Annotated in this window: 27 protein-coding genes, 2 tRNA genes and 1 rRNA gene; 20 read left to right on the top strand and 10 right to left on the bottom strand. The window is 50.7% G+C overall.

What is annotated here, in order from left to right:
* The 12 genes from rrf to AC0YNX_RS28005 all read left to right on the top strand — a co-directional run.
* Nucleotides 1-110 (top strand): 5S ribosomal RNA (gene rrf, locus AC0YNX_RS28060); the annotation flags it as partial.
* A 173-nt stretch (nt 111-283) separates the two neighbouring features.
* On the top strand, nt 284-1,504 hold the full coding sequence (locus AC0YNX_RS28055; protein WP_475819007.1) for a putative glycoside hydrolase: 1,221 nt from the start codon (nt 284-286) through the stop codon (nt 1,502-1,504).
* Nucleotides 1,505-1,660: 156 nt separating this feature from the next.
* Nucleotides 1,661-3,118, top strand: a complete 1,458-nt coding sequence (gene guaB / locus AC0YNX_RS28050; RefSeq protein ID WP_475819006.1) for an IMP dehydrogenase — start codon at nt 1,661-1,663, stop codon at nt 3,116-3,118.
* A gap of 142 nt (nt 3,119-3,260) precedes the next feature.
* Nucleotides 3,261-4,553, top strand: coding sequence for a D-alanyl-D-alanine carboxypeptidase family protein (locus AC0YNX_RS28045; RefSeq protein ID WP_475819005.1), 1,293 nt, complete (start codon nt 3,261-3,263; stop codon nt 4,551-4,553).
* Nucleotides 4,554-4,694: 141 nt separating this feature from the next.
* Nucleotides 4,695-5,576 (top strand): pyridoxal 5'-phosphate synthase lyase subunit PdxS, encoded by an 882-nt coding sequence (gene pdxS / locus AC0YNX_RS28040; RefSeq protein WP_126012716.1) that lies wholly within the window; start codon nt 4,695-4,697, stop codon nt 5,574-5,576.
* Between the two features lie 24 nt (nt 5,577-5,600).
* Entirely contained in the window at nt 5,601-6,185 is a 585-nt protein-coding gene (gene pdxT / locus AC0YNX_RS28035) for a pyridoxal 5'-phosphate synthase glutaminase subunit PdxT (RefSeq protein WP_475819004.1), read from the top strand.
* A gap of 204 nt (nt 6,186-6,389) precedes the next feature.
* A complete protein-coding gene (gene serS / locus AC0YNX_RS28030) occupies nt 6,390-7,670 on the top strand; it encodes a serine--tRNA ligase (protein WP_475819003.1) in 1,281 nt (426 codons plus the stop codon).
* Nucleotides 7,671-7,771: 101 nt separating this feature from the next.
* Nucleotides 7,772-7,860 (top strand) — tRNA-Ser (locus AC0YNX_RS28025).
* 476 nt (nt 7,861-8,336) lie between these two features.
* Nucleotides 8,337-8,684, top strand: coding sequence for a hypothetical protein (locus AC0YNX_RS28020; RefSeq protein WP_475819002.1), 348 nt, complete (start codon nt 8,337-8,339; stop codon nt 8,682-8,684).
* A 55-nt stretch (nt 8,685-8,739) separates the two neighbouring features.
* Entirely contained in the window at nt 8,740-8,916 is a 177-nt protein-coding gene (locus AC0YNX_RS28015; protein ID WP_475819001.1) for a hypothetical protein, read from the top strand.
* A 30-nt stretch (nt 8,917-8,946) separates the two neighbouring features.
* Nucleotides 8,947-9,105 carry a small acid-soluble spore protein P gene (locus tag AC0YNX_RS28010; protein WP_475819000.1) on the top strand — a complete coding sequence of 53 codons (159 nt, stop codon included), beginning with the start codon at nt 8,947-8,949 and terminating at the stop codon, nt 9,103-9,105.
* 202 nt (nt 9,106-9,307) lie between these two features.
* Complete coding sequence (locus tag AC0YNX_RS28005) at nt 9,308-10,378, top strand: hypothetical protein (protein ID WP_475818999.1); 1,071 nt, start codon at nt 9,308-9,310, stop codon at nt 10,376-10,378.
* A gap of 70 nt (nt 10,379-10,448) precedes the next feature.
* On the opposite strand, the gene AC0YNX_RS28000 is transcribed toward AC0YNX_RS28005, so the two are convergent.
* The 4 genes from AC0YNX_RS28000 to AC0YNX_RS27985 form a co-directional block, all read right to left on the bottom strand.
* On the bottom strand, nt 10,449-12,452 hold the full coding sequence (locus tag AC0YNX_RS28000) for a methyl-accepting chemotaxis protein (protein WP_475818998.1): 2,004 nt from the start codon (nt 12,450-12,452) through the stop codon (nt 10,449-10,451).
* 139 nt (nt 12,453-12,591) lie between these two features.
* On the bottom strand, nt 12,592-13,044 hold the full coding sequence (locus tag AC0YNX_RS27995; protein ID WP_475819016.1) for a VOC family protein: 453 nt from the start codon (nt 13,042-13,044) through the stop codon (nt 12,592-12,594).
* Nucleotides 13,044-13,598, bottom strand: coding sequence for a GNAT family N-acetyltransferase (locus tag AC0YNX_RS27990; protein ID WP_475818997.1), 555 nt, complete (start codon nt 13,596-13,598; stop codon nt 13,044-13,046). The genes AC0YNX_RS27995 and AC0YNX_RS27990 overlap by 1 nt, the downstream gene beginning before the upstream one ends.
* 60 nt (nt 13,599-13,658) lie before the next feature.
* Nucleotides 13,659-13,735: transfer RNA gene (locus tag AC0YNX_RS27985), tRNA-Arg, on the bottom strand.
* Nucleotides 13,736-14,113: 378 nt separating this feature from the next.
* Between AC0YNX_RS27985 and AC0YNX_RS27980 the strand changes: the two genes are divergently transcribed.
* Nucleotides 14,114-14,386: a Spo0E family sporulation regulatory protein-aspartic acid phosphatase gene (locus tag AC0YNX_RS27980; protein WP_475818996.1), complete on the top strand. Its 273-nt coding sequence runs from the start codon at nt 14,114-14,116 to the stop codon at nt 14,384-14,386.
* On the opposite strand, the gene tadA is transcribed toward AC0YNX_RS27980, so the two are convergent.
* Nucleotides 14,292-14,777, bottom strand: a complete 486-nt coding sequence (gene tadA / locus AC0YNX_RS27975; RefSeq protein ID WP_475818995.1) for a tRNA adenosine(34) deaminase TadA — start codon at nt 14,775-14,777, stop codon at nt 14,292-14,294. The two genes, AC0YNX_RS27980 and tadA, sit on opposite strands and share 95 nt — an antisense overlap.
* A gap of 341 nt (nt 14,778-15,118) precedes the next feature.
* On the opposite strand from tadA, the gene AC0YNX_RS27970 reads away from it, so the two are divergent.
* The 5 genes from AC0YNX_RS27970 to cuyB all read left to right on the top strand — a co-directional run bounded on the left by AC0YNX_RS27970 (nt 15,119) and on the right by cuyB (nt 21,359).
* Nucleotides 15,119-17,326: a PAS domain S-box protein gene (locus AC0YNX_RS27970; protein WP_475819015.1), complete on the top strand. Its 2,208-nt coding sequence runs from the start codon at nt 15,119-15,121 to the stop codon at nt 17,324-17,326.
* Nucleotides 17,327-17,367: 41 nt separating this feature from the next.
* Nucleotides 17,368-18,084 carry an NAD(P)H-binding protein gene (locus tag AC0YNX_RS27965; protein WP_475818994.1) on the top strand — a complete coding sequence of 239 codons (717 nt, stop codon included), beginning with the start codon at nt 17,368-17,370 and terminating at the stop codon, nt 18,082-18,084.
* A gap of 25 nt (nt 18,085-18,109) precedes the next feature.
* Nucleotides 18,110-18,805: a 23S rRNA pseudouridine(2604) synthase RluF gene (rluF, locus tag AC0YNX_RS27960; protein ID WP_475818993.1), complete on the top strand. Its 696-nt coding sequence runs from the start codon at nt 18,110-18,112 to the stop codon at nt 18,803-18,805.
* 315 nt (nt 18,806-19,120) lie between these two features.
* A complete protein-coding gene (locus AC0YNX_RS27955) occupies nt 19,121-20,620 on the top strand; it encodes a Mur ligase family protein (protein WP_475818992.1) in 1,500 nt (499 codons plus the stop codon).
* Nucleotides 20,621-20,651: 31 nt separating this feature from the next.
* Nucleotides 20,652-21,359 carry a cysteate racemase gene (gene cuyB, locus AC0YNX_RS27950; RefSeq protein ID WP_475818991.1) on the top strand — a complete coding sequence of 236 codons (708 nt, stop codon included), beginning with the start codon at nt 20,652-20,654 and terminating at the stop codon, nt 21,357-21,359.
* Nucleotides 21,360-21,420: 61 nt separating this feature from the next.
* Here the strand turns inward: cuyB and motB are convergent, their stop codons facing one another.
* Entirely contained in the window at nt 21,421-22,251 is an 831-nt protein-coding gene (gene motB, locus AC0YNX_RS27945; protein ID WP_475818990.1) for a flagellar motor protein MotB, read from the bottom strand.
* A complete protein-coding gene (gene motA / locus AC0YNX_RS27940; protein ID WP_475818989.1) occupies nt 22,235-23,035 on the bottom strand; it encodes a flagellar motor stator protein MotA in 801 nt (266 codons plus the stop codon). The genes motB and motA overlap by 17 nt, the downstream gene beginning before the upstream one ends.
* Nucleotides 23,036-23,299: 264 nt before the next feature.
* Here motA and AC0YNX_RS27935 point away from each other — a divergent pair, with 264 nt between their 5' ends.
* Nucleotides 23,300-23,593, top strand: coding sequence for a hypothetical protein (locus tag AC0YNX_RS27935; RefSeq protein WP_475818988.1), 294 nt, complete (start codon nt 23,300-23,302; stop codon nt 23,591-23,593).
* 33 nt (nt 23,594-23,626) lie between these two features.
* Nucleotides 23,627-23,932 carry a 4a-hydroxytetrahydrobiopterin dehydratase gene (locus AC0YNX_RS27930; RefSeq protein ID WP_475819014.1) on the top strand — a complete coding sequence of 102 codons (306 nt, stop codon included), beginning with the start codon at nt 23,627-23,629 and terminating at the stop codon, nt 23,930-23,932.
* 156 nt (nt 23,933-24,088) lie between these two features.
* On the opposite strand, the gene AC0YNX_RS27925 is transcribed toward AC0YNX_RS27930, so the two are convergent.
* From AC0YNX_RS27925 to AC0YNX_RS27915, 3 genes are all read right to left on the bottom strand, one after another.
* The gene (locus AC0YNX_RS27925; RefSeq protein WP_475818987.1) at nt 24,089-24,292 is read right to left on the bottom strand and encodes a DUF378 domain-containing protein; all 204 of its coding nucleotides are present in this window, start codon (nt 24,290-24,292) and stop codon (nt 24,089-24,091) included.
* Between the two features lie 125 nt (nt 24,293-24,417).
* Nucleotides 24,418-24,933: a GNAT family N-acetyltransferase gene (locus AC0YNX_RS27920; RefSeq protein ID WP_475818986.1), complete on the bottom strand. Its 516-nt coding sequence runs from the start codon at nt 24,931-24,933 to the stop codon at nt 24,418-24,420.
* 60 nt (nt 24,934-24,993) lie between these two features.
* Nucleotides 24,994-25,653, bottom strand: a complete 660-nt coding sequence (locus tag AC0YNX_RS27915; RefSeq protein WP_475818985.1) for an HAD family hydrolase — start codon at nt 25,651-25,653, stop codon at nt 24,994-24,996.
* Between the last annotated feature and the right edge of the window lie 236 nt (nt 25,654-25,889).

Below are 25,889 nucleotides of genomic sequence, written 5' to 3'. Positions count from 1 at the left end.
GCGATGGCGGAGGGGAACCACGCGTACCCATCCCGAACACGACCGTTAAGCCCTCCAGCGCCGATGGTACTTGGACCGCAGGGTCCTGGAAGAGTAGGACGTCGCCAAGCACAGATAACCGACCATATTCATATGGTCGGTTTTTTGTTATCCATTTTTGATTTGTCTTTTTCACCCATAGCTGGTCATATCTCCTTCACAACTGTGCGCACACGTAGGCACATACTACTGACAACGCAGTCATTCTTTGTGATGGAGGTGGTAACAAGTGTTGGTGGACGGTATGAGATCAAAGGCATTTGCTATAGTGACGGCGCTTCTTGTATGTACGGGTTGTGGAAGTGCAGCGGAGCTGCAAGAAGCGAGCTTACCTCCATTGAAGCAAGAGCAGAAGCCATCAAATTTCAATGTTCATGTAAGTAAACCGCGTACGTACTCTGCTACGGTTAAGTCACAGCAGACACAATCACGACCTACCAGAATACGTAAGCTGTCTGCTCCAAGAGATCCTGTAAGGGGCATCTATGTATCCGGTTGGGTGGCAGGCAGTAAGAAGCGACTTGATCGGCTTATTCAGCTTGTAGACAACACCGACCTCAATGCTATGGTCATCGATGTAAAGAACGAATACGGTCAGCTTACTTACAAGTCTTCATTGCAAGAAGTAAGAGCCATTGGTGCGGACAGGCATGCAGCGATAAGTGACATACAAGCGCTGCTGCGTAAGCTGAAGGACAAGCATATTTATGTCATCGGGCGAATCGTGACCTTCAAGGATCCTTTATACGTCAAGTCGTATCCGAGCTTGGCGCTTCAGCAGAAGAGCGGAGGGGTATGGCGAGACGTGCAGGGTAAGGTGTGGCTGGATCCTTTTCAGCAGCGGGTTCGTGCTTATAATGCAGCCATAGCGAGAGAAGCGGCTTCGATTGGCTTTGACGAGATTCAGTTTGACTATGTGAGGTTCCCGGATAACGGGTCGAAGGTTGACCGAGAGGTGCAGTATAGCAGTGCGCGCGGTGGCAAGTCCAAGTCACAGGTGATCTCTCAGTTCCTTAAAGAAGCTACTGATGGCGTACATGCAGCTGGTGCCAGGGTATCAGCAGATGTCTTTGGGCTCGTGACCTCATCTACGAATGACATGGGTATCGGCCAATCTTGGCGTTCTATATCTGGTGCGGTTGACGTCATTTCTCCGATGACCTATCCTTCCCATTACTCAACGGGCATGTATGGTGTAAAGCAGCCTGATCTTAGCCCCTATGCGATTATTCGTCATGCCATGATAGATGCGAAACACCGTAATAACCTGATCAAGGCAAGTGGAAGTGATCAGACGCCGGCGGCTATTCGACCATGGTTGCAAAGCTTCACTGCGAAGTGGGTTCATCCACATCAACAGTACGGAGCAGAACAGGTGAATAAACAGATCCAAGCTGCCAAGGAACAAGGGGTTCATGAGTTTCTGCTGTGGAGTTCGAATTGCAAGTATGATTATCGTTCTTAATATCGACAAAATCCCCCTGCCGCCGTTATCTTGACAGCCCAATACCCCTCTGATACTATTGCAATAATATACGCGAACCTCTTGATTTTACTGGGATTTTCACGATAATTCCGACAATTCAAGGGGCTCGTAAATCGTCTGGGGAGGAACAAATCTGTGTGGGAAAATAAATTCGCCAAAGAAGGCTTAACCTTCGATGACGTGTTGCTCGTGCCTCGTAAATCGGAAATATTGCCAAGGGAAGTTGATGTATCGGTCACGCTCAGCCCAAGTGTTAAGTTGAACATTCCACTCATCAGTGCAGGTATGGATACTGTCACGGAAGCAAAGCTCGCTATTTCTATGGCGCGTGAAGGCGGCATCGGGATCATTCATAAGAATATGTCCATTGCTCAGCAAGCGGAAGAAGTAGACCGTGTAAAGCGTTCGGAAAGCGGCGTTATTACAAACCCGTTCTCGCTTACAGCTGACCATCACGTGTATGATGCTGAGGAACTGATGGGCAAGTACCGCATTTCCGGTGTGCCTGTTGTAGACGGCGATCAGAAGCTTGTTGGTATCATCACGAACCGTGACCTTCGTTTCATCCACGATTATTCGATGAAAATTAGCGAAGTCATGACGAAGGACAATCTCGTGACAGCTCCAGTAGGTACAACTTTGCAGCAGGCAGAAGTTGTTCTCCAGAAGCATAAGATCGAGAAGCTGCCTCTCGTTGACGAGTCGAATACACTTAAAGGTCTTATTACGATTAAAGACATCGAGAAAGCAATCCAATTCCCGAGTGCTGCGAAAGATCCTCAAGGCCGTCTGCTTTGCGGCGCTGCAGTCGGTATTGCGAAAGATACTCCTGAGCGTGCGGAAGCTCTGGTTCATGCAGGCGTTGACGTTCTCGTTATTGATACAGCTCACGGTCATCAGAAGAATGTTCTTGAAATGGTTCGCTTGCTTCGTGACAAGTACCCGGATCTTACAATCGTTGCGGGTAATGTAGCGACTGGCGAAGGCACACGCGATTTGATCCAAGCCGGTGCATCGGTTATTAAAGTCGGCATGGGTCCTGGTTCGATCTGTACAACACGTATTATTGCAGGTATCGGCGTACCGCAAATTACAGCGATCTACGACTGTGCTTCGGTTGCGCGTGAATATAATGTTCCAATCATCGCTGATGGCGGTATCAAGTACTCTGGAGACGTGACGAAGGCGATTGCTTCCGGTGCAAGCGCGATTATGATCGGCAGCTTGTTCGCAGGTACGGAAGAGAGCCCGGGCGAATCGGAAATTTATCAAGGCCGCCGTTTCAAGGTTTACCGCGGTATGGGTTCCATCGGCGCAATGAAGGAAGGTAGTAAAGACCGTTACTTCCAAGAGAACGAGAACAAGCTCGTTCCGGAAGGCATCGAAGGCCGTGTTGCTTACAAAGGTCCTCTCGCAGATACGGTGCACCAGCTGATTGGCGGTCTGCGCTCCGGTATGGGCTACTGCGGTACGGCAAGCATCGAAGAGCTGAAGAATGACACGCAATTCGTTCGTATCACCAATGCAGGCTTGCGCGAGAGCCATCCGCATGATGTTCAAATTACGAAAGAAGCGCCTAACTACTCGCTGTAATAGTTGCCAAAGCTGCAGCATAGATGAGATAATGACGGACCTGGCAGGAAGATGGTGGGAATCACCGTTTTCCTGTCTTTCTTTTTAGAAACGATGTGCTTTGTGTTACAATACTAGAGTAGATGATAGAAGAGGAGAGAGAATGTTGAAACGGAAAAAGGGACTGGTACGCTTCGTACCGACCATTTGTGCGGCTGTTATTGCGACGATGCTTACAACGACTCTAGGCACTTATAAGGCTCATGCAGATGCTTCAGAATTCACACCGAACTCGCTAGGAATTGAGGCGCGTTCAGCAATTCTAATAGATGCAGATACCGGCCAGGTGCTCTATGCAGTAAATGCCGACAAAGCTTTTCCGCCGGCAAGCATGACGAAGCTGATGACCGAGTACCTCGTACTCGAAGAGGTTACAGCTGGACGTTTGAAAATGACCGATGTGGTCACTGTTTCGAAAGAAGCCGCTGACATTCCACCTGACGGCTCCGCAATCTATCTGGCAGAGGGCGACAAGCACACGGTAAAAGATTTGTACATGGCGATGGCGGTTCAATCGGCTAACGATGCAACGATCGCACTGGCAGATGCAGTTGCCGGAACAGAACAAGGCTTCGTAGAAAAAATGAACGCAACGGCGAAGGAGCTTGGCTTAACAACCGCTCACTTCACAAGCGCGACAGGTCTTGCTGAGACGACGGTTATTTCGGCAGGTGACATGGCGAAGTTCGCTGGTGTATTGATCAAGAAGCACCCTGAGTTTCTTGAGTTCGCAAGCACGCCAAGCTACAAGTTCCGTGAGCGTGATAAGACGCCAATGATTAACTTAAACTGGATGCTGGAGACGAACAAATCGATCCCATCCTTGAAGAAATATGCCTATACCGGCGTTGACGGCATGAAGACGGGCTACATCGGCGCAGCGGGCTACTGTTTCACAGGAACAGCGAAGCAAGGTGATATGCGTCTGATCTCGGTCGTTATGGATACCTCTTCGAAATCATCGCGATTCATCCAAACGGCGAAGCTTTTCGACTATGGCTTCCAAAATTTTGAGAAAAAGACGGTTGTTGCGCCGAAGACTGTTGTAGAAAGCGCAAAGACGGTAAAAATAAAGAAAGGCAAGTCGAAAGAAGTGCCAATCATGACAGCAACGGACGTGACGTTCCTCGTGAAGAAGGGCGCCACTCCAGACGTTAAGCTGACGAAGGTTGACGTGAAGAAGGATAATGAGCTGGTCGCTCCAATTGCAAGCGGTACGGAAGTAGGTACGGCGACTTATACTTACAAGGATGCGGCAACTGGCCAATCCATCGAGAAGACAGTTAAGCTGATTACATCCGAAGAAGTGAAGAAAGCAAGCTGGTGGCGCCTGATGTTCCGCGCGCTTGGCGGCTTTATCTCGGGATTATTCCACGGGATTATGGATTTATTTTAAATAATCGGCCTGAGGCAGCTATTTATAAGGTGTAGATAGTTGTCGATTAGTCCGCTATGCTGTAAAATTATTGGTTAGAGTTAGTCCGGCGATCAACATGCTAGGAGAAACTGCAAAAACTTTTTGGGAGGATTTACGAACATGGAAACAGGAACTTCGCGCGTTAAACGCGGTATGGCTGAAATGCAAAAAGGCGGCGTCATTATGGACGTTATGAACGCCGAGCAAGCTAAAATTGCTGAAGCGGCTGGCGCAACAGCAGTTATGGCGCTTGAGCGTGTACCTTCCGATATTCGTGCAGCAGGCGGCGTAGCCCGTATGGCTGACCCGACAGTGCTTGAGGAAGTAATGAAGGTTGTTTCGATCCCGGTTATGGCGAAAGCACGTATCGGTCACTATGTAGAAGCACGCGTGCTCGAAGCTCTGGGTGCGGATTACATCGATGAAAGCGAAGTGCTCACGCCTGCTGATGAAGTGTTCCATATCTCGAAACGCGACTTTACAGTTCCTTTCGTGTGTGGCGCTAAAGATCTTGGCGAAGCTCTCCGTCGTATTCAAGAAGGCGCTGCAATGCTTCGTACGAAGGGCGAGCCAGGAACAGGCAACATCGTTGAGGCTGTTCGTCATATGCGTCTGATTACGGGCCAAATCCGTAAAGTACAGAACCTCTCCAAGGACGAGCTATATCATGAAGCGAAGAACCTCGGCGTACCTTACGATCTGCTTCTGGACGTTCACGAAACAGGTAAGCTTCCTGTCGTTAACTTCGCAGCAGGCGGCGTAGCAACACCGTCCGATGCGGCATTGATGATGCACCTGGGCGCTGATGGCGTATTCGTTGGTTCGGGTATCTTCAAATCCGAATACCCGGAGCGTTTCGCTCGTGCAATCGTTGAAGCAACAACACACTATACTGATTACAAGCTGATCGCGGAAGTATCCAAAAACCTGGGTACGCCGATGAAAGGCATTGAAATCTCGAAGCTGGCGCCTTCCGAGCGCATGCAGGACCGCGGCTTCTAAGAACGGAAAGAAGGCGGCAAACCGATGAAGATTGGCGTACTGGCGCTGCAAGGCGCTGTAGCAGAACATATACGAAGCATTGAAGCCGCTGGCGGAGAAGGAGTTGCGGTGAAGCGCGTTGAAGAACTGGATGCGCTTGACGGACTTATCATTCCTGGCGGTGAGAGCACGACGATCGGCAAGCTCATGCGTAAGTATGGCTTCATCGATGCGATTCGTGAGTTCTCGCAGCAAGGCAAGCCGATCTTCGGCACTTGCGCAGGTCTGATCGTCCTCGCTGAGCGTATTGAAGGCCAAGAGGATGCACATCTGCAGCTGATGGATATGACCGTCGCGCGGAACGCATTCGGCCGTCAACGCGAAAGCTTCGAGACGGACTTGCCGGTGAAAGGCATCAACGAACCGGTACGCGCGGTATTCATCCGTGCGCCTCTTATTAAAGAGGTATCGCCGAGCGTCGATGTGCTGTCCACGTACAACGGCGAGATTGTGACTGCAAGGCAAGGCCATCTGCTTGCATCGTCGTATCATCCGGAGCTTACGGACGATTATCGTCTGCATGCTTATTTCCTGGACATGGCGAAGGAAGCAGCTGCGGCTAAAGCATAGCTGCATAGCATAAAAGACTGCGTAAGCAGTCTTTTTGCCGTTATGTCGGGGGAGGGGCACTCCGGTAGTGCTCGCTCTCATCGACATTCTGATGGTCTCTCCCGTGGTGCTTCGCACCAAAGCCGTTCCTATTCAGAATGTCGGCTTGTCGCTCAACCTCGTCGTGTTTTAATAAAATTTCAATTTGAGAGGGGCTTTCCTTTCGTGTTAGATGTTAAATTGTTGCGTAATGACTACGCTAAAGTCGAACAAGCTTTGCTGAACCGCGGTAAGTCGCTGGATCTTATCTCGAACTTCCCAGCACTTGACGGCAAATGGCGGGACAAGCTTCAGGAGACCGAGCAGCTGAAGAATCGCCGTAATGTGGTTTCGCAGGAGGTTGCGAAGCTGAAGAAGAGCGGCGGAGACGCTGAAGCACTGATTGTAGAGATGCGTGAGGTAGGCGATCGCATTAAGGTGCTCGATGAAGAAATTCGCGCTGTAGAAGCAGATATTCAAGAGCTGATGCTCTCGATTCCGAACGTGCCGAACGAGTCGGTTCCTGTTGGTGCTTCTGAAGAAGAGAACGTAGAAATTCGTCGTCATGGCGAAGTGCCGTCGTTCGCATTTGAGCCGAAGGCGCATTTTGAAGTGGCGCAGGATCTCGGCATTCTGGATTTCGAGCGTGCGGCGAAAGTAACCGGCTCGCGCTTCGTGTTCTACCGCGGTCTTGGTGCGCGTCTGGAGCGTGCGCTCATTAACTTTATGATGGATCTACATAGCGATGAGCATGGCTACGAAGAGATGCTTCCGCCATACATCGTTAATCGCGACAGTCTTATCGGAACCGGCCAGCTGCCGAAGTTCGAAGAGGATCTGTTCAAAGTAGCGGATACAGAGTACTACCTTATCCCTACTGCAGAAGTGCCAGTGACGAACATTCATCGTGAGGAGATTCTGTCGGTGGAAGAGCTGCCGAAGAATTTCGTTGCATACAGCGCATGCTTCCGTTCAGAAGCGGGTTCTGCTGGCCGTGATACGCGCGGATTGATTCGCCAGCACCAATTCAACAAGATTGAGCTGGTGAAGCTGGTGAAGCCGGAGGATTCGTATGCAGAGCTCGAGAAGCTCACTGCAAACGCTGAGAAGGTATTGCAGCTGCTTGGCTTGCCATACCGCGTTCTAACGCTCTGTACGGGCGATATGGGCTTCACATCGGCGAAGACGTATGATCTTGAAGTGTGGATCCCAAGCGGCGGCACATACCGTGAAATCTCGTCTTGTTCGAACTTCGAGGACTTCCAAGCGCGTCGTGCGAATATTCGTTTCCGTCCGGAACCGAAGAGCAAGCCGGAGTTCGTGCACACGCTGAATGGCTCAGGTCTTGCAGTAGGCCGTACGGTTGCTGCGATTCTGGAAAACTTCCAGCAAGCTGACGGTTCGGTCGTTATTCCTGAAGTGTTGCGTCCTTACATGGGCGGTCTTGAAGTAATCAGCGCTCGCTAAGAGCATATTGCGACCATAGGGTGAATTTGGAGTTGCGAATCTGAATTCCCCTGTGGTACAATACATCTTGTGACCTTTGGAAAAGGGTCGTTTCATATTTTGGAGAGGTACCGAAGCGGTCATAACGGGGCGGTCTTGAAAACCGTTAGGGGGCAACTCCACGTGGGTTCGAATCCCACCCTCTCCGCCATAAAACAAATTACAAGCCGATTCCTAATGGGAATCGGTTTTTTTGTATAGTGGAGGAGATGGGATTCGAACGGGCCGTTAAGCAAACACACCGTGTTTGTAGGCCCCGGCGTGATAGTCGCCCCGACAGCGTCCGAATTGGACGCTGTGCGACGGAGCGAATCCCACCCTCTCCGCCATAAAACAAATTATAAGCCGATTCCTAATGGGAATCGGCTTTTTTGTATAGTGGAGGAGATGGGATTCGAACGGGCCGTTAAGCAAACACACCGTGTTTGTAGGCCCCGGCGTGATAGTCGCCCCGATAGCGTCCGAATTGGACGCTGTACGACGGAGCGAATCCCACCCTCTCCGCCATAAAACAAATTACAAGCCGATTCCTAATGGGAATCGGTTTTTTTGTGTTCGCGTTACGTCGCGGCAGCCGCATAAAAACACCGTCAAAGCCGCATATTATCGGCATGGAGGTGGTAAGCGATGAGCAAGCACGATGAGCTCGCAATCGATCAGCAGCAGCTGACGGAAGCGTGGCAGCGTACATTGCCAACGACGATCAATGAAGCCGATCGCGCCGAGGTGCTGGCTGATGAAGCGGATCCGTCAGCTCTGCGCATTACGATACATGCGGCTGGGCACCAGATGTATGATTTTGATTTTAAAGTTGCCTATGTGGATGGCCGTGAAGTGCAAACGACACTTATTGATGTGGAGAGGGACGGCCGCTCGATCGATGAGCGGACGGATATCGTTCAGGATCTGGTGCAGGATTATACCCGTCATATTCATGAATGCGCCCAAGCGCTGCACGATCTGACACATCCATAAATCCCGTCGTCATAACCGCACACTCGCATAAGGAAAGGCAGGCGAAGCTTAATCCATGACAAAAGTTAAAGGGTCTGCGGACAAGAACCTGAGCAATGTCGTCGAAGACCTGGATAAAAATCCGGTCAATAGCCATCATGCCCAACAGCTGCAGCAGGATACGAACGATCGCCGTCATCAGGATGATCTGAATCACGATCAGCCGTCAGATTTATTCCACTCGCGCAGTTAATGAATTTCTAATAAAGAGGTGTTATTCCGTATGGGCGGCAAGTCCAAGAGCGTTCCTGTATCTAACCCGGATGAGCAACGTGCCAAGGCACGTACGAATAATAATGATTCGAATCAGCCGGTAGCCCACTCGGGCTCGAAGAAAACGAAACAGGCCAATCATGTGAGCCATAATAACCCGCAAGGGTAAGCATCATTTGAGTTTAAGTTTGAGTTTGAAGCCCTCTGAGATGGAGCTAGGTCCATCGTCAGGGGGCTTTTTTGGCGTGGGGCTAAGGAACTGAAGATGAGAGAGCCAGCATTTAATTCTTCCGATTGGTCCGAGGATCAGGTAAAATGAAAGGTGCTCGCTAAATGGCGAGTTCGTTTCGTTAAAGGGGGAGTTATTCATAATGAAGTTCGTTAAGGTCAGTATAATTCTGATGTTCGTTGCAGTATTAGCCGTCTTAAGCGGATGCAGCGGCTCCAAATCATCGAAAGAAACGATGCTGAGTGCAATAGCTAACAATCAAGATATCAAAAGCATGACATATAAGGGAAAAATGACGCTGGATGAACTGTCACTGTCTCAAACAGCTGTCTCGGATGGCAAAATGCCGTCTCTAGCGCCTATGATACTTTCGATGCTAAGCGGTGCAGTCATTAATATCCATGGCGCGGTTCAGAAGTCGCCGGAGCGCGCGGAGCTGGTAATGGATATGACGCTTGGCAGCGGTGATGTGAAGCTGAATATATCACTCCCGATGATTATTACAACTGATAAGGTATGGATCAAAGTGCCGCAAATTCCGGGTTATCCGATGCTTGATGCGATCTCGGGCAAGTTCGTGGAGATTGATGCGAAGAAATTAGAGCAGGAGCAGGGCGTTGGTGATCTTGCCGCAACATCGAACATCGGTCAAGATATACTCAAAGCGCTGCTGGATAGTCTGGATGAGAAGACGTTCTTCTCCGAGCCGAAGGCTGCGGATATTAGCGGGCTTCCGGAAGGTCAGAAGGCTGACAAGTTCGTGCGTTTCTCTGTCGATGAGTCGAATAAGGACGCTGCCCTGACAGCAGTAATGGAGAAGTCAGCGCCGCAGATCATTGATATTCTGCTGAGCAATGAGACGTACATGAAGGCCCTTCAATTGAAGAAGGAACAGCTGGAGGCGGCGAAGAAAGAGCTCTCTGGCGGCGATACGGGCAAAATGAAGGAAGCCGTTGATACGTTCAAGAAGAGCCTGAAGATCGGACAGCTCGAAGTCATCGGCGGCATCAAGGACGATTACATGACGTATGAAGGATTGAATGTGAAGCTCGAGTCGACCGACCCAGCTGCAGGCGGGCTCAAGCTAGGTATGCATTACGAGATGTCGATCTCGGATATTAACAAAGATGTGAAGTTCGAATACGAGCTGCCGAAGGATGCGATCCCCGTCGAACAGCTGCAGGGAATGCTCGGACTGCCGAGCGGTTCCTAAATATAAAGAAGAAGCGTCCGCTCCGCGATGGAGGGACGCTTCTTTTCATTACATCAGCAGGAGCAGGCGATTAGAATTTGAAGCTTGCCGCTGATTTGGTCAAGTTGTTCGCTAAGCTGTGCAGTGCTTGAGAATTGGCTGCCGTCTCCTGGGAGCCTGCAGAAGCTTCCTCGCTAAAAGCGGCAATGCCTTCAATGGAGTGGAGCACATCTTTGGTCTGGATCGACTGCTGCTCGCTTGCAGAGGCGATATCGGCAACCTGCTTGGTCATTTCGTTGATTTTGCGCGTGATGGTCTGGAACGATTGTTCGGTGCGCTTGGAGTATTCCATGGCGCTCGTCGCCGCTTGTACGCTTTCCGTGCTGTAAATCTGCATATCGTGAATGATGCGGGTAATTTGCATCGCAGCTTCGCTGCTGCGCTCAGCTAGTCTGCGTACTTCGTCTGCTACAACGGAGAAGCCTCGGCCTTGCTCGCCCGCACGGGCTGCTTCGATGGCTGCATTGAGCGCGAGCAGGTTGGTCTGCTGCGCGATTTCGTCGATGACCTCGATTATCTCGCCAATTCGCATGGAGGCGTCTTGCAACGTCGTCATTTTGCTGCTTAGGGCACTCATGCTGTCGATGGAGAGCTGCACAACCTGGCTGCTCTCATCGGAAATTTGCTTCGTATCCATACAAAGATGCGAGGTATTCTCCGCATTGCGTGCGACAAGATCAATAGCAGCCGCCTGCTGCATAAGCAGCTCATTCATCTCCAGCGTGGAGCGGGCTTGCTCGCTGCTTCCTCTTGCAATCTCTTCCGTACTTTGCGAAATATCTTTGGACGCGTTGGAGACGGAAGCGGCGCTTTCTTTCATATGGATGATGACTGTCCGCAGGCTGGCAACCATATCGTTAAAGGACTTGGTGAAGGCGCCGATCTCATCCCGAGGCGAATAATCGCTCGTGACGGAGAGATCTCCACTCGCGATAGAGCGCGAGAGCTTCTCCAGATTCGTCAGCGCGCTGACGGTCGAGATGCAGAAGGCGACGGCAAGATAGAGCGCCAGTGCCAGCACAGCAGCGATGATTATAATTGCTTGATAGAGCTGTGAAGTGAAGCTGTCGACACGATCTTGCAGCAATTGGTCGAGGACTGGGGTTGCTTGATCAGTTAGTTTGAAGATGGAAGCGATTGCCTCTTTAGAAATATCTGTGTAGTCGCTCGTAGCAATCGATAGCTTCGGTTGTCCTTCATTGCTCAGAAGCTGCTCGTTGAATTGCTTTTCCAATTGCTGAATAAGGTTAACAGTCTCCGCCAGCTGATTGCTAAGGAGCGGCTTGATTGCCGGATTATTGTTAAAAGCGGTCTGAAGATTGGATTGTGCGGCGTCCATATTATATTGCAGCAATGTCATGTAGCGCAGCAGCTGTGTGCGAGCATCTAAGGAGAGTTGGTTGCTGCGACCTGCTTCCTCGGCAATTGCACTGGAGAAGCTGAGCAAGTTCGAGACCATAGGGAGCTTCACCTGCGTGATGTCCATAATATAGTAGCTGTCGAGATCAGGATCTAGGATCAAATTCGAATTGTTGGCGACAAGCTCTGTTAGCTTGAGCAGATCTTCAACAAACGTTAAATGGTTATGATATTGGGGGTCGGTGGCGCTTGATTGCAGCACGGTGCTTTTATACGATTGCCATTCGGATTTGATGTGGCTCCAAGCTTCGCTCGTGCGGAGTGCCTTGCCCAGATCAGCGTCGAGCTTGTCTTGTTCAGCGATAGCAGTGTCCATCTGCTGTTGCAAGCCTGTAATTGCCTGGGATGCTGTAGCGTCACCATGGGTGCTGCGGTATGTATCGGTCTGTTCGCGCAGCTCCTCAGCCGTGCGCAGCAGCTTGGAAACACCGGCATTATACTGGCTGCCGAGCAGCTCTTGCTTGCCGAAATGAATGCCGACATTCTTCGAGGAAATGTAGAAGTACATAAGAAATACGATGGGAATCACGAGGACAATGCCAATCAACATAAACTTCTTCGCATAATTCTGTCGGTCCAGCAGCTTGATGGCTAGAGAGAAGAAAGGCATTTTCATAGGTGGCACGTTCCCTTCGCAAATGTAAGAAAATCTAACAACTTATTTCGACAAAATTTGCTAAAATCCTTCTTTTTGTGAGTCGTTGTGCCTAAAATAAAAAGAACCGCGCCAATGAACGCGGTTCTTCGATGTAAGGTTAGCTCCGCTGATGCAGTGCTTGCCATTCGCTCAAATAGGGGACGTAGCCAAGCTCGCGTGGCTCATCTGGAAGCCAGGCGATGAATTCGAGCTCGTTGCCATCCGGATCGTTGAAGTAAACCGCTGCAGCAGGCATCCACGTGTGGACAATCGGCTCGACCGGCTCACGGCCAAGCGTTGGAATGGGGGATAACCCTTTGGCGCGCAGCCATTCGATGGACGTCTCCAACTGCGTTAGATCCGTACCGAATGCAAAATGTCTTCTGCGGACTTCAGTGCCCGCCGGCACTTCCCATACGCCAAGCAGCTGCCGATCTTTGCCGATATAGAAGAAAGCGACGCGGCGCTCCTCAATGACAAGGGACAATTCTAAGCCGAGGTCCTTGTAGAATGCGATGGAAGCCTGCAGATCTTGCACTTGAATATGGGTTTCGTACAGATTTTGAATCATCACCTTGGAACATCCTCCCACTCGGAGATTATGGCTAAGATCTGATGATCTTCCCATTGGCCATTAATATTTACGCCTTTTACTTCGATGCCTTCTTTATGAAAGCCTGCTTTCTCAAGCACTCGCATAGAGCCGATATTGCTTAACATGACACCGGCTTCAATGCGATGCAGCTTTAATTCATTGAACGCGAATGCGACGGTCAGGGAGACGGCCTCCGTCGTTAATCCTCTACCGTTATATTGCTCATCTAATTGATAACCAATCATGGCCCTCTGCAGCGGCCCTCGGTAGATATGATTCAGAGATACGCTGCCAACGAGCGCGTCGTTCTCGTTCAGGAAGATGCCGAAGCTATACTTCTTATCCTCACCGCGTTGTTTGATGGATTCGCTAATATACTTGCGTTTCGTATCAATGGTGTAGAAGTCATCTGGAAAAATAGGTGAGTACTTCTGAAATAACTCGCTGTTTCGCACCTCTAGATCGAGTAAGGCTTCCGCATCTGCATCCTCAAAGAAGCGGATATATACATGGTTTTCCGTCATGCGCATGTCTATTTTACCTCCGTAAAAATACAAAAAACCTTGCCACCACAAGGTTTGTAATCAAAATGGCGCGCCCGATACGATTCGAACGTACGACCTGCAGTTTAGGAAACTGTCGCTCTATCCTGCTGAGCTACGGGCGCGCGGTAAGGATAATAATAGCATGATTGGCGCAAATGGTGCAACGTTTCCATGTGGATATCGTGGGGATGATGTGGGTAGATGGGCGCCAATAAGATATCCACATCTTAATAACTGCCACAAGGTCGAAAGACCTACCCGATTCTTGATAAAATGTGAATAAAGGACTGAATAGGGCTGTTTTGTGCAGAGTGTTGTCGAAAGTTTAAGCGCATACATTGATATATTGTCGACAAGGTATTACAAACAGATTGGAGCTCAACGTTTATAATAATAGAGTACTTATTAAACTTCCTTAAACAATTAGTCATCCACGATTGCAGCACACTTCCTTGCCCCTTTATCCAATTGAATGTGATAGGAGCTGTCTCATAGCCGCCATGAATGACAAAATGATTCTTCTACATGAGCTGCAGGTGCTTCGAATGAAGTTGTTTGAAATAGCAGAAGCCCGCGGAAGTCTAACCGACCCTGAAGTCATCGCCATAAGTGAAGCTGCTGACGAAGTCATTGTGACGCTGCAACAGCTCCATAAGGAAGAACAGGCGAAATATAATACTAGGTGCGCCCTCGCAATCGACGGAAGAATTGAGTCAGCAGCTGTGCGCACTCTTGCTGTAGAAGGCCTCCGAGCAGCTCCGTTTCGTGATTAAAGCGAGGCTCCTGCAGGAGATTCATCAACGTTCCGGCACAGCCTGCCTTTGGGTCGGTTGTGCCGTAGACGACTTTTTGAATACGCCCCTGCACCAGCGCACCTGCACACATCGGACACGGTTCCAGCGTCACGTAGAGCGTGCATCCGAGCAAGCGCCATGCACCGAGGTGCTGGCTTGCCTCCCGAATCGCAATCATCTCCGCATGCGCGGTCGGATCCAGATTCGTCTCCCTCAGATTGTACCCTCGGCCAATTATCTCACCGTCTTTCACGATCACAGCGCCAATCGGCACTTCTCCAATCGCTTCTGCCTTCCGTGCTTCGGCAATCGCCTCTTGCATCCACTTATAATCTTCCCCGCGAAAATAATCCGTTTCTGTGGTTATCATCTAATCAAGCCTCCAGTGCCAATAAGTCCGGTTATATGCAGCTGCGACATGAATCGACTGTCGAATTGTGCCGCGAACAAATATTCGTTGTTAACAGGTTGTGTATAGATTTGTGGATAAGTCCGGTTTACTCACAGTTCTGTGCACATGTTGTTCAAAAGCCCTGTGAATATGGGGAGAAACCTGTGCACAAGTAATGGCATAACCATGATGCGTTAGGGTGTAACTTCAAGTTTCTCGTTAATATTGGTGCTGCAGATTGCTTTCATTTTATGACAATTATGATAAAATCCAAGTAAGATGTCCACAAGCTGCATCAAAGGGTGTGTCGCATATTGTCGGTGAAGACGAAGCTGTCCATTATGATCTCATTGCTTGTATTTATCATGCTTACACTGAATGTAATTTTGAGTGAATATTCGACACGCGTCAATTTACGATCCGACGTAGAGGCGAATATGAAGTCCGTTAGTCAGCAAATTGCAGTGAATGTCATGCAAAATTCACGGGAACATACATTTATACATACGATGCTGACGGAGAAATTGAGGGCGGTTTCGCAAGAGGCGGCGAAGCAGCTTCCGCAATCCTCGCAACTCGTTACGGATCAGCAATTATCCCATTTAGCCCTAACGCTTGGTGTTACGCGAATATCCACGATGATCCTGCATGGATCGAATTATATCACCAATCATTCATCAGAGCCCTCAGAGATCGGGCTGGAGCGGGATTTTCAACAGTTCATCCTCTCTAGCAATACATTCTGGACGCCGCCCTATGTCGCATCACTCGATGATAAAGAATTGATGGGAGAAGACAGCTATTTTGCTGAGAGCGGACGCAATTATATCATTCATTGTTATATGCAGAGCGACGAGCTCAGCGATTATAAGGAAATTGCGCATACGACATCATTTTTGACGGAAATGAAAACAGGCAACCCTACGATTCTCGAAGTGACGGGGTTTGAACCGGCTGCATTTGCGAAGATACCGGATTCGCAGGCACCGGATTACGTCAACAGCTTCGATGCGATGGGCAATTCCATTGCATTCGGCAGTTATGGATACCGAGAAATCGAGCAAGATAAGAAGAGTGTGCAGGAAGCGTTGAAGGGCAAGCCCGTATTCCGTTATACAAGTATGAACAACCGATCGGTCATCAAGAGTTTTGTTATGGTCAAGGAACCGATGCCTTATGTCATTGGGCTCGTATTCGATAAGAGACCGATGCTCGAGTTGATGGCAGAGCAGCGCAATAATCAGATTATGATCTCCGCTCTGCTGCTTGTGTTTGTCATCTTCTGCAGCTATTGGCTCGCGGGACTTCTTTTCCGACCGGTAAGCTCCATTCTATGGAAAATAAACGAAGTGTCGTTCGGCCGGTTCGACAATTCAATCGAAGTACGGCGCAAGGATGAACTGGGGCAGCTGGCGCAGCGGGTGAATGCAATGTCGAAGAACCTTGGCATCTACATGACGAAGCTGAAGATGGCGTTCGAAGAGAACCGGTCAATGAAAGAATACTTGGAATCATTCATTAATCATACAACCGATGCCATTCACGTTGTGGACCTGGAAGGGCGAACGACGCAAGTAAACCGTGCTTTCGAGCAGTTGTTCGGCTATGAAGCGGAAACGGCACTCGGTCAGGTGCTGCCGCTCGTACCGGAGCATTTGATCGAGGAAGAGCAGACGTACATGGAGCAGCTGCGAAGTGGCAAGACGCTGACAGCGCGCGAAACGCATCGAGTAACGAGCAGCGGCGAGTGGATCGCGGTTAGCGAAACGACGTCGCCGATACACGACAAGCATGGCGAGATTCGCGGAATTGCGAGCATTACGCGGGATATGACGAGCCGCAACAAGATGGAGGAGCTGCTCCGCAGATCAGAGAAGCTGACGACCGTTGGCCAGCTTGCAGCAGGCGTCGCGCACGAAATTCGCAATCCGCTGACGACGCTTCGCGGATTTCTGCAGCTGCAGCTCGAGACGTCTAAGCTGAACACGAGGCATGTCGATCTCATGCTGTCAGAGATTGACCGGATCAATCTCATTGTCGGGGAATTTCTCATATTGGCGAAGCCGCAAGCGGCCAGGTTCGAAGAGAAGGATGTCCGTTTCATTCTCGGCGATGTCATCTCGCTTCTGGATAGCCAGGCGCATCTGTGCAATATTGAATTTCTGACTTCATTCGAGCAAACGGCGTGCATTATCTCCTGTGAGGAGAACCAACTGAAGCAAGTATTTATTAATGTTCTTAAGAATGCAATCGAAGCGATGCCGGCAGGCGGAGAGATTACGATTGAGGTCAGACACGAAGAGCCGAATCACCTCAAAGTAGCGATCACGGATGGAGGAATCGGCATTCCGGAGGAGCGTATTCCAATGCTCGGCAACCCGTTCTATACGGATAAAGATATGGGAACGGGACTTGGCATCATGGTCAGTCAGCGGATTATCCAGAGCCATCATGGCACGCTCGAAATTCAGAGTAAGGTTGGGGTCGGTACGAAGGTCATGATCACGCTCCCTATACTGAAACAATAGCAGCAGGATCCTGTACAAAACATACCTAGGAGTGAACGGACATGAGTGAAGCAAGCCGCGGCTACCGCGCGCTGGTGCTAGGTGCTACAGGACTGGTCGGCTCAGCGCTGCTGGAGCAGCTGCTCGCTGACTCGAAGTGTACGGCAGTGACGATTCTGGTGCGCAGGCCGCTGCGTCCGTCACCGGATAGGCAAGCCTACGGCAGCAAGCTGACCGTTCTTACCGCTGACCTTGATCGGATGGAAGAAGCGCTCACGGGCGTGGAGGCCGATACGGTGTTCTGCACGCTTGGCACCACGATTAAGAAGGCCGGCTCACAGGAGGCATTTCGCGTGGTCGATCTGGATTACCCTGTCCGGCTTGGGGAGTGGGCGAAGGCGCAAGGCGCATCCAAGTATATTGTGGTCTCTGCGATGGGCGCGAATGCGTCGTCTTCGATCTTCTACAATCGGGTCAAAGGTGAAATGGAAGCTCGGCTCACGGAGATGGGCTTGCCGGAGCTGCATATCGTTCGTCCATCGCTGCTGCTAGGGAAGCGGGAGGAGTTCCGCCTAGGCGAGAAGGCGGCGATACTGCTTAGTCCGCTCATGAAGCTGCTGATGGTCGGGCGGCTGCGTGGGTATCGTCCCGTTCAGGCTGCAGCTGTGGCGGCATTCATGGTGAAATGCGCCCATGCAGGGCGGCCGGGCACGGGCGGACGCCCGAGCACGCAGATATATGAGAATGGAGCAATAACTGCTACAATAATAGAGGAATAAGGACAGTGCGGGGTGAACAAGTCAGTTGAGAATTAACAAGTTTATTAGTGAAACCGGCTATTGCTCAAGACGTGAGGCGGACAAGCTGGTCGAATCCGGCCGCGTATCTATAAACGGAGTAACTGCAGAGCTCGGCAGCCAGGCAGAGCTTAGCGATGATGTTCGTGTCGATGGCCACCGGATTGGTGAGCAGCGGTCTCACGTTTACATCGCGCTCAACAAGCCTGTGGGCATAACGAGCACGACTGAATCGCATGTAGAAGGCAATATTGTCGATTACATCGGGCATCAGGAGCGGATTTTCCCCATTGGACGATTGGACAAAGACTCGGAAGGACTCATTCTGCTAACCAATGACGGAGATATTGTAAACCGGATTTTGCGGGCGGAAGGCAAGCATGAGAAGGAGTATGTAGTAACGGTTGACCGACCGGTAACACCGCGGTTTCTGCAGGCGATGAGCGAAGGCGTTCGTATCTTGGGCGCGATGACATTGCCGTGCAAGGTGGTGCGGGAAGGCGACAGGGTATTCCGGATTACGCTGACGGAAGGGAAGAATCGTCAAATTCGCCGTATGTGTCAAACCTTCGGCTACAATGTGAGAAAGCTGCGCCGCGTGCGGATTATGAATATTGAACTCGGAATGCTAGGTTATGGTAAGTGGCGGGATCTGACGAAGGGTGAGCTGAAGGATTTGTTTACGATGCTCGACTATCAGTAGGTAGTAGGCAGGGAGGACAGGGTTCTCTAGGACCCTTTTCCCGGGAAATAATACAATAGCAGTAAAGCGAAAGATCAGAGAGAATCGGCTTCAAGCAGGCGCTCCTGATCTTTTTTTGCGCAAAACAAACATTTGTAATCCTAGAAAACATGAAGTAAAATTATAAAGGATTGTTAACGCTTTGCATAGAGGAAATTGTAAAATAATTGCGTTTAAGCAGGACGCCGCTACGGGTAATGGGTTGGACAAGCCCTTATCGAGAGCGATAGCTGCTGGACGTACATATGATTTCATGGGCGGAAAGGGACTTATTCCATGACCAAATTACAAGAGCTGCTACGAGAGACAGCTATTACTAATACTTATCAGGCAGCCGAGGATTCCACGAGCATCTCCGGCATTGCTTATCATTCAGGCAAGGTACAAGAGGGCAACCTCTTCGTTTGTATTACCGGTTACGCGACTGACGGGCATAAGTACTTGCGCGATGCGGTAGCTAAAGGCGCGGTAGCAGCAATCGTGGAGCGCGTGCAGGAAGATATTCAAGTCGCGCAATATGTGGTGCCGAACAGCCGGATTGCGCTTGCTCAGCTTGGCAGCGCGTATTACGGTCATCCGTCCGAGAAGCTGAAGATGATCGGCATTACGGCAACGAACGGCAAAACAACAACGACTTATATGACCAACGCGATTCTGGAGCAGCATGGGCTGAAGACAGGACTCATTGGTACGGTTGTGATTAAGATCGACGACACGAAGATCCCGTCGGAGCTGACGACGCCGGAATCGCTTGATCTGCAGTCTTATCTGGCGCAGATGGCGGAGCGGGGCGTATCCCATGTGAGCATGGAAGTGTCCTCTGCGGCGCTTGAGTCTCATCGGGTGGAGACGGTTGATTACGACATCGTCTGCTTCAATAACCTTAGCCGTGAGCACATAGACTCGCACGGGACGTTTGAGAATTATTTTGCGGCAAAAGCAAGCCTGATTAAGCGAGCCGGTGAACATAGCTTTGCAGTGCTTAATTTGGATGACGAGTTTGCTGCATCCCTCGTTACGGAGACCGCGGCGCAAGTTGTGACGTTCGGCATGAAGAGCAGCGAAGGCACGCTCCACTGCAAGGATCTGGATCTCTCAACAGGCCGCGCGAAGTTTACGGTCGAGATCAAGAAGCCGTTCAAAGCGGCTGGCATCGAATATACGCCTGGGGAGTTCCGCGTAGAGCTGCGCATTCCAGGGCTGCATTCCGTATACAACTCGATGGCGGCTATTACAGTGGCGCTGCTGTGCGGCATTCCTATAGCAACGATTCAAGAAGCGCTGCGTATATTCGGCGGCGTGGAGCGCAGATTCGAGTTCATCCACGAGGATGAGTTCATTATCATCGACGACCATTTTGCTAATCCGGGCAATATTGATGTGACGCTCGAGACGATGCGCTATATGGACTACGAGAAATTCCATCTGGTCTATGCCATTCGCGGCAATCGCGGACCGGTTACGAACCGCGAGAATGCGGAAGCGATCGTGAAATGGCTGAGCCGGCTGGAGACGCGCGAGATTATCGCAACGCGAAGCGAGTCGCATGTGAACAAGAACAATACGGTTTCCGACGAGGAAGCGGATGTGTTCTTGGAAGTCATGAAGGAAGCGGACATTAAGGTGCAGCTGTACAATGAGCTTCCGGATGCGATTGCGACTGCGCTGTCCAAGGCGGGCCGCGGCGATCTGATTCTGCTTGCAGGCTGCCAGGGAATGGATCCGGCGGCAGAGATTGTACAGCAACAGCTGGAAGATAAGCGTAATAACCGATAACGGATTAACGGATAAAGTAGGTTGAATGAAGATGGAGCATAAAAGGCGGTTAGGTGTTCTAGGCGGAATGGGGCCGAAGGCGACGTCCGTATTTATTGATCAAATTATAGAGGCAACGGTAGCCGACACAGATCAGGATCATATTGATATGATTATCTTGAATCATGCTTCCTTGCCGGACCGGACCCATGTCATTCTGGAGAATAACCCAGGGCCGTTTCTCCGTGAGATCGAGAAGGACATTCGGCTTCTGGAGTATGCCGATGTCGCTAACATTGCGATGCCGTGCAACACGGCGCATTATTATATCGAGGAAATGCAGCAGATGACGTCGATTCCGATCATTGATATGGTGGAAGAGACGATGAAAGCGATCCATGCCCAGCATGGCGACGGCTGCAAGGTCGGTATTCTGGCGACGAACGGCACGCTGCACAGCGGAATCTATAGCAAGTCGGCGCTCAAGTATAACATGGTGCCGCATGTGCCTGAACCCGAGGTGCAGCAGCAGGTGATGAATATCATCTACAAGGATATTAAGGGCGGCTTCCAGGTTGACCCGAGGGAAACCGAAGAAATCATTCATAACTTGATTGCTGAAGACGGCTGCCAGTGCGTTATCATCGCTTGTACGGAGCTGTCGATCATTCCTTTTAGTGCGGCGACGAAGAGGGTCTGCATTGATGCGATGGACGTACTTGTACGCAAGTCGATCGAGCTGTCGCTTCAGCGCAATTAGATCAATAGGCATAAAGAAAACCCGTCAGGCTTCAACGCAGAGCCTGACGGGTTTTCTTTATTTACTTCGTGGGATTGACCGGAATCGTCACGAACTTCGTATTATCGGCGTACTTCCGAATAATCGACACTTCAACGCGGCGGTTCTTCGCACGTCCTTGCGCCGTGGAGTTATCCGCAATCGGACGATACTCGCCATAGCCGATGTTACTGAAGTGGTGCGGGTTCAGCTTCTTGTTCTCAAGCAAAATATCGGTGAACCGGATGGCCCGAATGGAGCTGAGATCCCAGTTCGATTTGAACTCATCGGAATTCATCGGAACATTATCTGTGTGACCGGAGACGACGACCTCGTAGTCGTTATACTTCTGCAGCATGGTACCAATAGCGACGGCCAGCTTGCGGGATTCCGGCTTTACACTCGCACTGCCGGGTGCGAAGAGGGAGCTGTCACTGATTGTAATCGTCAGCTGAGACTGATTAAGCTTCGTATTCAGCTGAGTTGTGAGGCCGTTCGACTCGATGTACTTGTCCATCTGCTTCTTCAGCTTCTCCAGATCCTCTTGTTCCTTCTTCATCAGTGAATCGAGCTGATCCTTCGTCGGAGCGCCGTTATTCTTCAAGGACACATTCTCTTGGTCCATCGCCTCGGTTGTGTCAACCACTTGTTCAAGCGGATTGACGAGCGAGGATTGATCCAATACGCCAGTGCCGCTGTTGAGCGCAATGTTGAAGGCTTTGCTCATCTCTTCAAACTTCTTGGAATCGGAGGTGCTCATCGCATAGAGAACGATGAACAGGGCGAGCAGCAGGGTCAGCAAGTCGGCATATGGGATGAGCCACGTTTCGTCAGCGTGCTCCTCGTGGTGCTCGGTTTTATGCTTTTTGCTCAATGGCCTCTGCCCCCTTCTGGCTCAGTTGCAGACGTTCTGTCGGCGTTAAGAAGACAGACAGCTTCTGATTAATGGCAATCGTGGATACACCGGACTGAATCGATAGCAGGCCTTCCACCATCATGAGGCGAAGCTCCACCTCGCGCTTCGATAGACGCTTCAGCTTATTGGCGATCGGGTGCCACAAAACGTATCCGGTGAATATACCTAGAAGAGTAGCAACGAACGCGGCTCCAATCGCATGCGCGAGCTTGCCCATATCACTCATATCGGCAAGAGCGGCGATCAGACCGATTACGGCGCCGAGTACCCCGAGCGTTGGCGCGTACATGCCGGCTTGGGAGAAGATAAGCGCGCCGCCGCGATGACGCTCTTCTGTTGCAGCAATATCTTCAAGCAGAACGTCCCGGACGAGATCCTGGTCGTTGCCGTCAATAATCATCCGCATGCCGTTGCGCAGGAACGGATCTTGAATTTCGTCGACCTTCGACTCCAGTGCAAGGAGACCTTCACGGCGAGTAATTGTTGCCCATTCCATGAAGAGGGCGATTACTTCTTCGCGAGGGAGCAACTTTTGTACGACAAAAATCATTTTGATCAGCTTCGGAAACTTTTTAAGCTCAGAAAGTGGGAAGCCGATGAATAAAGAGGCACCTGTACCGATGATAATGATTACAAAAGCGGCTGGATTGATGAGAGCCGAAATCGGGGCGCCTTTGAGCGTCATACCTAGCAATACTGCAACGAGCCCAAGACCAATACCAATAATAGTGGATTTTTCCATGACACACCTCAACTAGTAAGAATATAAGGATATTTAAGAAACGGCTGGGCCGCTTTAGCCTTATGTACGAATAAAATAGACGGCAGGCCGATGTGTCATCATGACAGATGCAAACGCAATTCGGGCAGACCTATCTCTAAAGTATTTATCGGCAAAAGGCGCGTTCAGATTAGAGTGAATTCGGATGTTTTAGTCGTTTTGATCCGATTTCGTGTAGAATAGTAGATATTGGTGTCAAAAAGTGCGGAAAGCGAGGAGATTAAAATGGGAGTTAAGCATGCGAGGGAGTACAGCGATATTCTAAGCGAGCTGAAAGAGGCGCTGAATTCAATCGGGGATGGGTACGTCTTCTTCGAGATGGAGACGGAAGATTGGGAGCAGCTTGAGCAGCCTCAGCAGCTCGAATTAATGGAAGCGCTCGCGGATGATGTGTTCTACGCGCTTGGCGAGGACCCTGTCATCCATGTCGGCGGGGGGATTGTCACTTACCGTCCGAAGCATCATATTATTGAAGTTTCGGTGGATGAGAAGGAAAGTAGAATTATTCGGCTCATCTAAACTTGGTAGGGGCGGGGTGTTTCCTTGGCGAAGATGGAGAAAATAGCGCTGGACGCTGCAGATGCTGCAATCGCGTCGCTTGCCGGCTGGTCCCGTCAGGATGAGAAATGGATGCAAGGAAGCTACCGGTTCAGCACGTTTCCAGCTGCCATTGCGTTCGTGGATCGCGTAGCGGAGATAGCGGAAGAGATGAATCACCATCCATTCATCGCCATTGATTACAAGAAAGTGACGCTGCGCCTGACGACCTGGCATGCGGGCGGCTTAACGGAGCTCGACATGGAGTCGGCCCGGCGCTATAACGAGACCTATAAGACGTCGATTCCCGAACGCGGGTAATCGGCGTTTTTTCTATTGGCGAGGTGGCGTGGACGACGGCTGCAGGGCGGCTATCGTGAAGAAGGCATTAAAAGAGCCCGCCGGGCGCTCAAGAGGAGCGCACAGCGGGCTTGATTAGTACTTGTAAAGTGTGCGGGATGCAAGAGGAACGATCCGTCAGTCCTCTGACGCCACTTTGGCGAAAAACGATAGGCTGTAGAGTGCCGCCAAGCCTACGATAATGTAGACGATCTTGGCGCCGACGGAATCCTGCCCGTCAAAAATCTCCGATACGACATCATACTCAAACAGACCAATGACAAGCCAATTCAACCCGCCGAGAATGAGGATCAATAAGCTCACGATATTCAGTGCCTTCATGAGACCCGCCTCCTTTGAGTAATAGTGACTCGTGACACTACTACGGATATGCGGGAGGAAATGCTTTTAGCACGATAAAAATGTAAGCGTTATGTTAAGGGGCGACTAATGAGCGGCTAGCGGCACTAGTCCGCCGCCTGTGGCGTATAGCACATGCAGTGAACGTCGACCGGTCCGGCAGCGGTAGATTTCGCATAGGTGTCAGTGATAACGAAGCCCGCCCGCTCATAGGTGCGAATTGCGCGTTCGTTCCAGACATGCACTTCCAGATCAATCTCGTCGGCGGGCGCCTGCCGCTCTGCCTCGGCTACGATCGCTCGGACGAGCGCAAGTCCGAGTCCCTGGCCGCACAGATCCGGGCGCAAGCCGAGCCCAAGCCGCGTTACGCCAAGCAACGGGAAGAATTGCGCGAAGCCGATCATCTCGCCAGCGTCGCTTACGACTGCTCGGTACTGATGTGTGCGTACGGTCGGATCACCGAATTCCATGCCAAGCTGCTGCATCACTTCCCAGGAGGACCAGTTATAGAAGTCAAAGGGCGGTTCATAGCGCCAGCTAGACAGCTGTTCGGCGAAGCTGTCGGATAGTGGAATGACTCTGAGCTTGTCAATCGAGCTAGGGTGCGGGGATGATGCGGTCACGGTGCGGTCTCCTTCTTCATAGAAGCTTGTAGATCTAAGTTGTCTATAATATCGGCAATGCTAGCTCTCGCTATGAATAAGTGCAAGAAATGCCCCCGTGTCCGTGAAAATCAGATCAGGCTCGATCTCAAAGGTTGCGCTCTGGTAGGTGGAAAGCCACTGGACGCCATAGGTACGAAGGCCAGCTGACTTGCCTGCGCGAATATCGGCGTTGCTGTCGCCGAGGAAGACGGCTTCGTCCTTGTGCGAGCCTAGGATATGCAGCGCTCTATGAATGCCTTCGGGATGCGGCTTCGGCTGCTCCACGTCGTCCCCGGTGATTACGACATCGAAGTAGGAGGAGAGCTGGAGCGCTTCTGCGGAGATGAGGAAGGCCTTCTTGCTTTTGCCAGTAATGACACCGATCCTCATGCCTTGCTTCCGGAGCGCGGTAAGCATGTGTATGATGTCGGGTGAGAGTGGACCATCGTCTTCGCCTGCGAAATGTCCGCTTCGATAAAGTTCGTAGTAGAGTGCGGTTGCTTCCGGTATTACAGCTTGGTCGCGTAGATTGCGAGCGATAATGTCGTCTTCCGTCGGTCCGAACATGGCGATAATCTCTTCCTCGGACACGCTGCGGTTGTCGTACTGCTCGAAGACGGCCTTGAACGCTATGAAAGACAAGGGCAGCGTATCGGCAAGGGTGCCGTCGAAGTCAAATAACACGGTACATATAGGCAAACTCGCCACACTCCTTACTCGTAATTGAATACTAGTAGTATACTATAGGCATAATCTGGGAGATAGAAGGCTCGTACCTTGCTTAATATTTAAAAAGCTGCGAAAACGGTTCATAACGGCAGGGATGCCCCTTTTTAGAAGCGATCTCTGTCTTTTTTTACATATAAGGCGATTTCCATTTTGCTTCCTGCAGTAGGTACAATAGAGGGAAGAAACCTTTAGAAAAGGGAGTCCTG

This window comes from Paenibacillus sp. J31R98 (assembly GCF_056269245.1).
Note: the sequence above shows the minus strand (reverse complement) of the source record. Positions and strands in the feature narration are given on the sequence as shown.